Below are 11,206 nucleotides of genomic sequence, written 5' to 3'. Positions count from 1 at the left end.
GATTCTATCGCACTGAAGTGCGTAATTATAGCCGGTTTGTTATTGGGTGCTTACGCTTTAATTTGCAACTACTTCTTAAAACTCGACATCAAAACACCACCATCAGCAAGCTTTCAACAAGTCGTTAATAGTGGTGTTCTATGGTTATTACATTAATGATTTAACTTAAGCTTCGACCGTTTTGCCAGCAGCTTCTTTAGCAGCAAAGGTCTTTTCTTCCTTAACCTTATCACGATCTAAGGCCTTGAAGAAGAAGTAGTAGATAGCACCATCAAGCACAATATTAACGATTTGTAATACTGCACCTGAGATGTGCATCGTTGCTAAGTAACCAGAGATAATTGGCGGCGTGGTCCAAGGAACCATGACCCCAACGGTCTTCGCAACTAAGCCAGTCGACATTGCAAAGTATGTCGTCGTTACGTTAACCAACGGTGCAGCAATAAACGGAATGGCCATTCGGTAGTTCATAACGATTGGTAACCCGAAGACAATCGGTTCATTGATGTTGAAAATGGCAGGACCAATAATCAACTTACCTAACGTCTTGAATTCTGCACTCCGTGAAACAAAGGCAATCATGAAAGCTAATCCTAAGGTTGCACCAGAACCACCCATGTGAACGAAATTATCAAAGAATTGTTGTGTAACAACGTTTGGTAAAGCCTTGCCAGCTTTCAAAGCAGCCGCATTTTGTGACATCGCAGCCAACCAGATTGGTTGCATGACCCCAGAAACCACGTTGGCACCATGAATCCCGAAAATCCAAAGAATACATACAACGAATTCAGCAACCAAGGCCCCTGGTAACGTGTTACTCAACAAGCCTAATGGTTTAGCCAAGACGAATGAAATCACGTTAGGAATACTCTGCATTGGTGATGCTTCAACAGCCAACCGCAGTAACCACATCAAGAATAAGATGACGAAACCGGGTACTAAGGCTGCAAACGAGTTGCTAACTGCCGGTGGCACGCTATCAGGCATCTTAATCGTCCAATTGCGATGCACCATGAAAACGTAAAAATCAGTAATAAACAACCCAATCAGTAGCGCCGTGAATAACCCCGCCGAATCAAGTTGGGTTAATGGTACCCACAGTGCTCCTGCCTTATCGGTGTTTAATGGAATCATTAAGAACCAAGCGCCTAACGAAACAATTGAGGCAGAGATTGGATCGACTTTATAACTCTTTGCCAAGTTATAAGAAATCCCAATAACCGCAATCAAGCCCATGATATGGAACGAGGCGTTAGTTGGATATTGGACAATCGTTGCCCAATTCGAACCAAAGGTATTGGCCATAAAGGTCTGATAACCCTTGATAGGGAATTGCGCAATGATCATGAAGACCGACCCGATAATAATCATTGGCACTGCCAGTGTCATCCCATCACGTAAGGCAATTAAGTGACGAGAACCAGCAATTTTACCAAAGAAAGGGACAAGTCGGTCATTAACAAAGCTCGACTTGTTATTGTTTTCGCTCATGTCGTGACCCCCTAAAATAATTTGTTGTGCATATTCATTTAACGAACATTCTCAAACAATCAGAATAATTTAAGTAAGCTAACGGTCAATCAGTAGTTAACCGTTTACATAAAACTGAGTTCGTCCGTTACAAAGTAGTCCTGTCATCTGACATTTGTACCCATGAATACGTTTCCTACAAAACTCATTATACCTGTCATTCTCAAAATGTATACCCTTTCACTCTAAAATGGGTGTTGTTCCATTCATCGGAATTTGTTCCTTTTTTAGAACATGTTCCAAAGATTGGTTTGAATTACCTTTACGTTAATGGCTGAATAATCATAGCTAATTGTTCCAGATAATAAACGACGGGCAACTGGGACAAGGTGCTACCACCACTGATTGCTTGAACTTCCGGGGTATCGTAAGTTAACACCACGTCCGCAATCCCAGCTAACGTCGAATGACTGCTAGCGGTAATAGCGACCACCTTCGCGCCACTCTGCCGATAATAAACGCTTTGTTCAATAATATCTTCAGACTCTCCAGATACTGAAAGTGCGAAAAAGACGGTATCCGATAAATCCTGTTGCTGAACCGGATTGGGCTGACTCGTATCACTAATCATCAAGCTATATAAACCAAAGTTAGCAAATAAATGGCTGCCATATGCGGCCAGGCCGGCACTCGTCCCTGACCCAATCAGTACGACCATTCGGGCTTGATGAACCAGTTCTGCGACCCGATGAAGTTTAGCCGTGATATCAGGTAAGTTCATGCGGTCAAAAAACGTCCGCATCGGTACAACTGTCTGAGCTAACGGTTGTGTGGCATCTTGCCGTAACTGTTCTTTTAATGTGAACTTAAATTCTGCATAGCCATCATAGCCCATGTGCTTTAGAAAACGCAAAATAGTCGTTGCTGAGACGTGACTATGGTCGGCCAATTGTCGAATCGTCATAGTACTTACTTCAGCGGGATGACCCACAATATACTTATAAATTTCAATTTCCAAGCGGTTTAACTGCTGGACCTGATCGTACGAAAACATTGACTCACCCCGTCACTATTGATTAATTGGTCTATCATTAAATTAATATGACCATTAGAATTTATGGGAACAAATTCCGCTTATTGATCGCCCCACCGCCCATCGATCTGCGGTTTGATCTCAAGATCCTGCATTTCCAAAGCACAAGTTGCTACTGCGTCAGTTAATTTAGCCGTAAATTCGGCCGTTTTATAGGGCGAATCAACGGACCATGTCTTAAAGTTGGGCGTTCGATTAATACGTCCTAACGCCGCAATCGCTGGTACTTCCTTCGGATCAACGGCAGGAGCCGACTTCTTTACATTGATGTTGTAACCATAATGACCACTGTGATACAGTGCCTGCATGGCGTCACGAAAAAGTCCCATGTCACTCACTTACCTTCCATTTTCATAGTCCAATTTTAGCATAAGTCCGGTGACGCTTTCATTTAGTTCACACAAATCCATAAAAATAAGTCAAAATATCGGAAAAGCGTCATAATTATTCGCTATAATTAGACATAAACCAGGATTATTGAGAGGAGCATAACATTGAAAAACACGATTTTAATTGTTGAGGATGAAGGCAGCCTATCTGGCTACTTGACCAAAGAACTACAATTTGAGGATTTCAACGTTTTGGTAGCGGCTGACGGTTTGGCAGCTATGGAAACCTACCAAGCGCATCAAAACGAGTTGCTCCTCATCCTGCTAGACTGGATGTTGCCAAAACTTGACGGTATGGAAGTTCTTCGCCGTATTCGCAAACACGATCAAGTACCAGTCATTATTATGACCGCTAGAGATTATGTCGGTGATAAAGTTGCCGGGTTAGACAATGGTGCCGACGACTATATCACCAAACCATTTGAAATCGAAGAATTATTGGCCCGAATCCGGGTTATCCAACGACGCATTGAAAATCAAGTTGAACCCAATCAAGTCTACCAACTAGATGATATCCAGCTAGATACCAAAGCCCACCGCGTTACTAACGGGCAGGAAGAAGTTACCTTAACTCACCGTGAATACGATCTACTACAATTCTTCCTCGCCCATCCCGACGAAGTCTTCACCCGTGATGATTTACTTGATCAAGTCTGGGGTGCCGACTTTCTCGGGCAGCAAAATGTCGTTGATGTTTATGTTGGCTATTTGCGCAACAAAATCACGACGCCTGGTGCAACACCACTCATTCAAACAGTGCGCGGCGTCGGGTATAAACTAAGGGAGCCGATGTCTGATGCCCAAAAATAACACCACCCCGACCTATGAACAGCTGATCGATAAAGCCATCCGCCGACTAATGCTGACAATTACGTTGTTGGTTAGCTTGATCACCCTTCTGATGGTCGGCACTCAGCAAACGATCAATACGACTAGGGAAGCCCGTGACTTGATGAGCAGTCTTAACCAGGCGAATATCAAAGACGTCCCCAGTTTTATTCAATGGAACAATACGACGACACGCAATACGAAACAACCGGCATTTATCCGGGTAACCACCAAGAAAGCAACCTTGACGACCGCCACTAAAACGAAACAGACGATCATCACTACCCCATCGTCCAAATCATTTTTCACCAAGCAACAAACTAAGCTAGTAGGGCCGTTAGTCTACGTTCGCGGATTTGGTTTCTTCTTATCTTATAGTGAAAAAGATGGGCATAACACTTACCAACTATGGGTCAGCTTAAGGCGATTGTTCAACAGTCTGATTATTTTGATTCTGCTCATGCTGGCTGTCACTTGTGCCGCCTTGGCACTGGGGACTTGGTGGGCCCATCGTTTAGCACTGCGACTGAGTGACCCAACCATTAAACTGTTACACGCAACCAAGTACACATCGAACAATCCGGATAGCGACCAGCCCACCTTAGACGTGCCTGCTAGCCCCCGCGAGATCAACGACCTCGGTCGGGCCTTTAATGAACTGTTAGTCACGCAAAATCAACGACTGCAGCATGAGCGTCAATTTATTTCTGATGCTTCGCACGAACTGCGAACCCCGATTGCTGCGATTCGCGGTAATCTCAGTCTAATCAAGCGGCGGGGTGACGCCCACCCCGAAGTGATTCCAGAATCATTACAGTTTATTGATGAAGAATCACTAAGAATGCAACATCTGATTGAGAACCTACTTCACCTTTCACGAGCTGATCGCGCTAAGCTAGTCTTAGCTGACCAAGACCTATCACTATTAATGTTGTCACTGGCTGAACATTACCAGCCATCAATTGATCAACCATTGACGCTCGCAATTGATCCGAACATCCACGTTCAAGGTAATGCGGAAATGTTACAACAAATCGTTGTGGGCTTACTCGATAATGCCCATAAATACTCGCCACATGATCAACCGATTACCTTGAGTTTGCACCAGACTGCTCAAGCAGTCGAACTAGCTGTAGCCGACCATGGTGAGGGAATTCCAGACGATCAAAAACAGGCTGTCTTTCAGCGTTTTTACCGTGTTGACCAATCTCGGTCACAAGCAATTGAAGGCAGTGGCCTGGGCTTAGCAATCGTTCAACAGTTAGTCACATTGAATCAGGCCACCATCAAAATCACCGACAACCAGCCATCCGGGAGTGTCTTTACGGTCAGCTGGCCAATTTCAAAATAGTACTACCAAGCTAGTTTTAGGTCGCCTCATGCACCTAAAGCTGGCTTTTTTAAGGCGATTCAGCACTTGTTGTCACCCTATTTATCAGTATCTAAGTCTGAATCTAAGAATTTCTTAGATAAAGTTTATGGAAAGTCGATAGTTCCCACGGCGATATGCCGGTAAACTATAGTCATTCAATTAAACAAACCAACTTTAAAAATTAACTCATAAAAACAGAATGACTCACAACAACTAAGGAGCTATGTAGATATGTTATTAGATACTGATCCAAAAATTAAAAATATCACCGCCGTTCAATTGGTTAAGGTGACCTACCCACTGGTGATTGCGAAAACTGAAGAGGGCGAATTCGTTAAAGTCAAACTTAGTGATGAACAACTACAAGATCCATTATTCTGGGACACGTTAAAAAACATCCGCCGTTCGCAATTATGGGTCCCACTTGGTCGTCACTTCCATCAACTACTCTCTAACGACTGGCTAATGCCAGCTGCCCAATAATCATTCATTAATAATAACAACTAAAAGGAGTTCGATTATTATGAAAAACACATTCAAAAAACTAACCCTTACTTTAATGGCTGCCGGAACCCTCTTTGCGACTTCCATTTCCGCCTCTGCTGACACGACGACAACAAATCCTGAAGTGACATCCACCACACTCGTCAACAAGGTTACTCGTGATACTAAACTCGCAACGGGTACCACGACCCACCAGCCGAAACATGATTTAACACCACAGCCAACTAAGCTTGTCGTTAAATCCACCCAAAATCAAGTGTTAGCAACCATTGATGCCAGTAGCCAGAGTATCACTAAGATGAAGTATCTCACTAACGCAAAGTAGTACTGCCACCCTTAATTTCCGCCCCGTCACTTAAACCCTTAAAGGAGGCCCCGCGATGAGTCAGCTGACTAAGGCCATTACCCGCCAATTACAACGTCAATATGCCGAACCAGTTCTGAAAGATCTAAATGGCAACTGGTATACCGGGGCCGATGTTTTAGAAGACCTCGCACTGTGTGAAACTAGTCTGCAACAACAGAACGTGCATGCCGGACAAGCCATTCTACTGAGCCCCGCACAAGTCGTAACGATTCCGGGATTGTTGCTCGCCAGCTGGCAATTGGGACTGACGGTCACCCTGACACCGCCTAGCCGCCAATTACCCGAGCTGGCGCCTCAAATCTACGCCGCCATGGTTTATTCCCCTAGTCAAACGAACCAGTTAGCAACCAAATTAGATCCCCATGAAATCAGCGTTTTAACGCTAATTCTCAATACGGCGCCTAATTTTGCTTACTTGGTTCACGACCACGCCCAACCGTTGACACGCCGCAGCCAACCGGACCTGATTCTACCAGCCAGTCAACTCCAGTTCACCCAGCCTCAGCTACTTAAGATGGCTGAGCACGGTCAAACTAGCGCACACGTTCACGATTTATATAACCTTGAAGCCGGGTTGCTCCCCTGCCTCACGGACCTCATCACTGCGACTCCGTTTACCATCATACCAACTAAGCAAGACTGGCCATCCAAAGTCGGTTAATCGCCAATTACTGGTGCGTATTAGCACTCGGCGCTTTGAATCGGTATCTTGCATTGCCGCTGTTCCCAAAACACAAAATGAGCTTTCCAGGAATTCTTTGCAATCCCTGGAAAGCTCATTTTAATGTTTGATTATTTAACCAGACCGACAGTCTGTAAAATAAGGTAAATGTTTAAGATGATTAGAATCACCGTCACGATCCAAGCCGTCCACTTGACCCAGACACGGTTGATGAAGTTCCCCATCAGCGCCCGATTACTCGTGAACATGACTAGCGGAATCATGGCAAATGGTAACGCGATACTCAGGAAGACTTGCGACATCGTCAGCAGATCTTCAATTTTCGCTTCATTGCCATGATAATAAATCGCAAAAGCCAACACTGGTGTAACCGAGATTAACCGAGTTAATAACCGTTGTGCCCAAAGTGGCATCTTCAAACGGATAAACCCTTCCATGATGATCTGACCAGATAACGTCCCCGTAATCGTAGAACTTTGACCAGAAGACAACAGCGCAATGGCAAAGAGCATACTGAGTAACGGGCTCGCAATCGAGCCAACGACCTTACTATCGCCAAGTGCATTGTACAAGTCAACGAACCGGCCAAGATCCCCTTTAGTTCCAAAGAACAGTGCGGCGCCAAGAATTAATAGCAAACTATTAACAACGAACGCGACTGACAATTGAATATTGGAGTCGATTGTCGTGAACTTAACAGCCTTGGCAACTTCTTTTTCGTCACTCCGGTCAACTTGACGTGTTTGTGAGATTGATGATCCCAAGTACAAGTTATGCGGCATAACGGTTGCCCCAACAATTCCGAGTGCTAGGAATAGCATTGAACGGTTGCTGACAATCCGACTAGTTGGGACATACCCTTTTAACATTTCTGGAATATTAGGTTGTGAAATAATAACTTCATACAGGAAGACGAAGAGAATCACGGCAACCAGCGTTGCCACAATTGCTTCGATTTTCCGGAAACCAAGTTTCATTAATAATAACAGAATCAAGACATCGGCAGTGGTAATCAAAATACCGACAATTAATGGAAATCCGAATAATAACTTCAAAGCAATCCCAGAACCAATGATTTCAGCAACATCGGTCGCCATAATCGCTAGTTCAGTAATAATCCAGAGAAAAATCCCCATTCCTTTTGACGTTCGTTCCCGCGTCAATTGTGCTAAATCTTTACCCGTCACAATTCCCAGACGAGCGGCCATGGCTTGTAGCAACATGGCAATTAAACTTGATAACAGAATCACAGAAAGTAATGCATATTTGTACTGTGATCCACCTGCGATTGATGTGATCCAGTTCCCGGGATCCATGTACCCAACTGCAACTAGTGCACCCGGTCCAGTGTAGGCAATTAAAGTTCGCCAGAAGCTGGCATCCTTAGGGACCCGGACACTCCCATTGACTTCGTCCAAGCTCTTACTATCGGCACCCGTTGAATGAATCGCCTTTTCTTCGGCAGCTTTCATCTTAGCGTGATCCTTCGTTTTTGCTGATTTCATTATGAAACCCTCTCTTCTATTGGTTTAGAATTCAGGTTGTGGACTACTACGTGATCCTCAACAGTGCGTCCCCTTAATTGAGCACTCACTTTAATTCCAATTGGTAGTATAGCACCATTAACCTATTAGTCAACTATTATTAATTATTACTTTGGCATCCCTAAAGCTTGTTATAACGCGGTATTATCATCTTGTAAGGGGATTCTCCGTGGGCTCAAACCATTAACTAAAAAATCACTGAGATAGTGAATCAATTGCTCATCACTCAAATCATCCAGTTGTGGATAGAGAACCTGTTCGACTAAATATCCCCCAATGGTTGAAAACACCAATTGTAAAATCATGCGATTCGGCCAATCTACTAATTCTCGAGCGGCTTTCAGGCGATCCATCGCTTCATTTGCCTGCGCCAAAATGCTGGGTGAAACCATCCCTAAGACGGCCGCTCGATCCTGAGCATTATTGAAAAATTGGGACAAAATGACGGCTAAGGAGGCCCGGTTACGTGTGACAAATGCGACCCGATCGCGCACAAGGGCGACAACAAATGCTTGCAAAGTCTGGTTAGGACTATCTAAAACTGCCTGATCCAAAGTGTTCAACATCGTTGGCAAAATATTCTGCACAATCGGCTGCATAATGGCGTCCAGAATACCGTTCTTATTAACAAAATTATGAAATAAAGTTCCTTCAGCGACACCGGCCCGCTCTGCAATCTCCCGAGTGCCAACTTCTTCATAACCTTTTTCTGCAAATAAGTCGAGCGCGGCGGCTAAAATTTGCCGTTGGGTCCGGGTAATACGACCATCCTTCCCCAATGAAGCCGCATAATAGGCCTGGATGGTTTCAATTTCACTCATGATGATAAGCTCCTTTTTTGCAGTAACTGCTCAATTTTGGCATTTACATCATAACTGATTCGGTCCCCCAAAACAACCATCTTTATAAAAGTTACATCATCAGCTTAACTAAACTCGTTAATTGCTTTTATAAGTGGATTTATTTATAATCATAGTAACCAATTAAGTTACAGGAAGTGATTATATGCGTGTTTCAACCCGCTTTAGCGACTCGATCCATTTACTAGCCTACATTAAAATTTACGCAGATACTAAATTAACAAGTGACGCCATCGCCCGCAGCATTGAAACTAGTCCAGTCGTTGTTCGCCGATTGATGAGCAAGCTTCGACAAGCCGGACTAATTACGACAACTCCCGGTACTGCTCAACCGGCACTCGCCAAACCTTTAAGTCAAATTTCACTGCTCAGCGTCTTCTACGCAATTGAGGGTGATAAGCCGCTACTCGCCGTCGATCCTAAGACCAATCCGGATTGTATTGTTGGCGGCAATATTCAAACCGTTCTGAAGCAATACTATCAAGACGCGCAAACGGCGGCCGAAGCACGGTTAGCTAAGACTAGCTTACAAGACGTGGTCGATAACATTTTAGTGGAACAAGCAAAGAAGGACGCTCACAAATAAGCTGCCAAATTAGCTGACGGTGTGCGATTGCGGAAGCCAGCGCGCATGTCGATACTAAAGTTATAATTCACCTTGCAAGCCACTCCGTTTAAATACAAACATGCTAGTATGTTTATGCCTAACTTGGACAAAAAATTGCGCTTCAGAATCAACATCTGAAGCGCAATTTTTTTGTTGAATTATTTCATCTAGTACAATTTTAATAACAATAAACGGCCAGCTCGGTACATATTATCCAGCAATAGGGCGCAAAGACAATATTGCGCTGTTTTCGACACCCCATGCGTTACGAATCTACCGCGGTTGCTCATTCTGCCCGTAATATTCCGGCTTTTCAGCCTGGACGGGATGGGCCTGTAACCAGCTAATAATCTGGCGGCTGAGGTCATCCGTCATTGGTGCCGCAGCTGCTATTTGTGCTTTAGTAATTTGGTTGACATGAATTCCCGCAGTAATTGTACAGCTTCCATCTAGATAACGTTGAATCCGCTTGGCCATTCGTTCCGAAATAAAGTTATCTTTATGGAAGCGACCATCATGGCTAGGAAACTTAACCGTTTCGGGAACCGTGCTGGCAGTTAGTGTGGTCACGTCACCAATATGGGGATTGGTCCCACCGGTAACGACGATCAACAAGTCATATCCAATCACTTGGAGTGTTGCTTGTATTTGATACCCGGCCTGCTCAGTCGTAAAAGTTGCCATGTTTAATCCCCCTCCCAACGGTGATCAGTTTCATTATGAATATGAAACGCATCCAAAATTTTCATGGTTTGATGATTGACCAGATCCTGAATGGACTGTGGATGATTATAAAAAGCGGGAATCGGTGGAATAATTTGGGCACCGAGTTTTGCCAACTTTGTTAGATTTTCTAAATGAATCACGCTTAACGGTGTTTCACGTGGAACAATCACAAGTTTACGTTGTTCTTTAATCGTGACATCAGCAGCCCGCGATATTAAATTATCACCGAAGCCGTACGCAATCCCCGCTACCGTCTTCATACTAGCTGGGACAATGACCATTCCGTCATTCAAAAACGAACCACTGGCAATCGCTGCGCCTTGGTCATTAGCCCGATAAGTAGCATCCGCGAGCGCCGTCAACTGCGCGAGCGAGTAATCAGTCTCTAACTCCAAGTTTTTCTTAGCCCACGCACTCATTACCAGGTGAACTTCAACATCTGACCGCTGATGTAACTTTTCTAATAAGTCGACCGCGTAAATCGTACCGGACGCTCCCGTGATTCCTACAACAATTCGTCTCATGACAACATCGCCCCGTTTCTGTAGATTAATGATACATGATTCAATTAAGCCTTCATCTTTATCTTAACCTGCGCGATTGGTTGAAACAAATCGAGTTTTGACTGGTTAATATTCTTAACTGGAATATCGGCGAATCAAACGTCTCTAATAACATTTGATTTACCGTTAAAACCAAACATTCAATGCGCCACACCACGCTTTTTGACCTATAATTAAGGTAGTGTATTAATGAGGGAGGGA

General features: G+C 44.2%; 13 protein-coding genes. 6 read left to right on the top strand and 7 right to left on the bottom strand.

Annotated elements, in window-relative coordinates:
- Nucleotides 1-165: 165 nt before the first annotated feature.
- The 3 genes from celB to MMY95_RS13025 form a co-directional block, all read right to left on the bottom strand.
- The gene (celB, locus tag MMY95_RS13035; RefSeq protein WP_241277697.1) at nt 166-1,491 is read right to left on the bottom strand and encodes a PTS cellobiose transporter subunit IIC; all 1,326 of its coding nucleotides are present in this window, start codon (nt 1,489-1,491) and stop codon (nt 166-168) included.
- Nucleotides 1,492-1,792: 301 nt separating this feature from the next.
- The gene (locus tag MMY95_RS13030) at nt 1,793-2,524 is read right to left on the bottom strand and encodes a MurR/RpiR family transcriptional regulator (RefSeq protein WP_104795506.1); all 732 of its coding nucleotides are present in this window, start codon (nt 2,522-2,524) and stop codon (nt 1,793-1,795) included.
- Between the two features lie 80 nt (nt 2,525-2,604).
- Nucleotides 2,605-2,892, bottom strand: a complete 288-nt coding sequence (locus MMY95_RS13025) for a hypothetical protein (protein ID WP_164878057.1) — start codon at nt 2,890-2,892, stop codon at nt 2,605-2,607.
- A 165-nt stretch (nt 2,893-3,057) separates the two neighbouring features.
- Between MMY95_RS13025 and MMY95_RS13020 the strand changes: the two genes are divergently transcribed.
- The 5 genes from MMY95_RS13020 (at nt 3,058) to MMY95_RS13000 (ending at nt 6,684) form a co-directional block, all read left to right on the top strand.
- Complete coding sequence (locus MMY95_RS13020) at nt 3,058-3,762, top strand: response regulator transcription factor (RefSeq protein WP_087509662.1); 705 nt, start codon at nt 3,058-3,060, stop codon at nt 3,760-3,762.
- Nucleotides 3,749-5,131, top strand: a complete 1,383-nt coding sequence (locus tag MMY95_RS13015; protein ID WP_087509659.1) for a HAMP domain-containing sensor histidine kinase — start codon at nt 3,749-3,751, stop codon at nt 5,129-5,131. Before MMY95_RS13020 ends, MMY95_RS13015 begins: the two co-directional genes overlap by 14 nt.
- A gap of 252 nt (nt 5,132-5,383) precedes the next feature.
- Nucleotides 5,384-5,635, top strand: coding sequence for a hypothetical protein (locus tag MMY95_RS13010; RefSeq protein ID WP_003641854.1), 252 nt, complete (start codon nt 5,384-5,386; stop codon nt 5,633-5,635).
- Between the two features lie 40 nt (nt 5,636-5,675).
- Nucleotides 5,676-5,981, top strand: a complete 306-nt coding sequence (locus MMY95_RS13005) for a hypothetical protein (RefSeq protein ID WP_087509655.1) — start codon at nt 5,676-5,678, stop codon at nt 5,979-5,981.
- A gap of 55 nt (nt 5,982-6,036) precedes the next feature.
- On the top strand, nt 6,037-6,684 hold the full coding sequence (locus MMY95_RS13000; protein ID WP_087509652.1) for a hypothetical protein: 648 nt from the start codon (nt 6,037-6,039) through the stop codon (nt 6,682-6,684).
- A 131-nt stretch (nt 6,685-6,815) separates the two neighbouring features.
- Here the strand turns inward: MMY95_RS13000 and MMY95_RS12995 are convergent, their stop codons facing one another.
- Complete coding sequence (locus MMY95_RS12995) at nt 6,816-8,210, bottom strand: Nramp family divalent metal transporter (RefSeq protein ID WP_241277696.1); 1,395 nt, start codon at nt 8,208-8,210, stop codon at nt 6,816-6,818.
- 170 nt (nt 8,211-8,380) lie between these two features.
- Nucleotides 8,381-9,070, bottom strand: coding sequence for a TetR/AcrR family transcriptional regulator (locus MMY95_RS12990; protein WP_087509647.1), 690 nt, complete (start codon nt 9,068-9,070; stop codon nt 8,381-8,383).
- A gap of 184 nt (nt 9,071-9,254) precedes the next feature.
- Between MMY95_RS12990 and MMY95_RS12985 the strand changes: the two genes are divergently transcribed.
- On the top strand, nt 9,255-9,695 hold the full coding sequence (locus MMY95_RS12985) for an Rrf2 family transcriptional regulator (protein WP_003641849.1): 441 nt from the start codon (nt 9,255-9,257) through the stop codon (nt 9,693-9,695).
- A 294-nt stretch (nt 9,696-9,989) separates the two neighbouring features.
- On the opposite strand, the gene lpdD is transcribed toward MMY95_RS12985, so the two are convergent.
- The gene (gene lpdD, locus MMY95_RS12980) at nt 9,990-10,400 is read right to left on the bottom strand and encodes a gallate decarboxylase subunit LpdD (protein ID WP_087509424.1); all 411 of its coding nucleotides are present in this window, start codon (nt 10,398-10,400) and stop codon (nt 9,990-9,992) included.
- Nucleotides 10,401-10,402: 2 nt separating this feature from the next.
- The gene (locus MMY95_RS12975) at nt 10,403-10,966 is read right to left on the bottom strand and encodes a UbiX family flavin prenyltransferase (protein ID WP_087509421.1); all 564 of its coding nucleotides are present in this window, start codon (nt 10,964-10,966) and stop codon (nt 10,403-10,405) included.
- Nucleotides 10,967-11,206 lie beyond the last annotated feature (240 nt).

This window comes from Lactiplantibacillus sp. ME-2 (assembly GCF_022549155.1).
Taxonomy (GTDB): domain Bacteria; phylum Bacillota; class Bacilli; order Lactobacillales; family Lactobacillaceae; genus Lactiplantibacillus; species Lactiplantibacillus plantarum.
Note: the sequence above shows the minus strand (reverse complement) of the source record. Positions and strands in the feature narration are given on the sequence as shown.

Coding starts and splice junctions, on each gene's coding strand:
- MMY95_RS13015 (WP_087509659.1), top strand. CDS start 3,749: ATGCCCAAAAATAACACCACCCCGACCTATGAACAGCTGATCGATAAA.
- celB (WP_241277697.1), bottom strand. CDS start 1,491: ATGAGCGAAAACAATAACAAGTCGAGCTTTGTTAATGACCGACTTGTC.
- MMY95_RS13000 (WP_087509652.1), top strand. CDS start 6,037: ATGAGTCAGCTGACTAAGGCCATTACCCGCCAATTACAACGTCAATAT.
- MMY95_RS13025 (WP_164878057.1), bottom strand. CDS start 2,892: ATGGGACTTTTTCGTGACGCCATGCAGGCACTGTATCACAGTGGTCAT.
- MMY95_RS13010 (WP_003641854.1), top strand. CDS start 5,384: ATGTTATTAGATACTGATCCAAAAATTAAAAATATCACCGCCGTTCAA.
- MMY95_RS12995 (WP_241277696.1), bottom strand. CDS start 8,210: ATGAAATCAGCAAAAACGAAGGATCACGCTAAGATGAAAGCTGCCGAA.
- lpdD (WP_087509424.1), bottom strand. CDS start 10,400: ATGGCAACTTTTACGACTGAGCAGGCCGGGTATCAAATACAAGCAACA.
- MMY95_RS12975 (WP_087509421.1), bottom strand. CDS start 10,966: ATGAGACGAATTGTTGTAGGAATCACGGGAGCGTCCGGTACGATTTAC.
- MMY95_RS12985 (WP_003641849.1), top strand. CDS start 9,255: ATGCGTGTTTCAACCCGCTTTAGCGACTCGATCCATTTACTAGCCTAC.
- MMY95_RS13030 (WP_104795506.1), bottom strand. CDS start 2,524: ATGTTTTCGTACGATCAGGTCCAGCAGTTAAACCGCTTGGAAATTGAA.
- MMY95_RS12990 (WP_087509647.1), bottom strand. CDS start 9,070: ATGAGTGAAATTGAAACCATCCAGGCCTATTATGCGGCTTCATTGGGG.
- MMY95_RS13005 (WP_087509655.1), top strand. CDS start 5,676: ATGAAAAACACATTCAAAAAACTAACCCTTACTTTAATGGCTGCCGGA.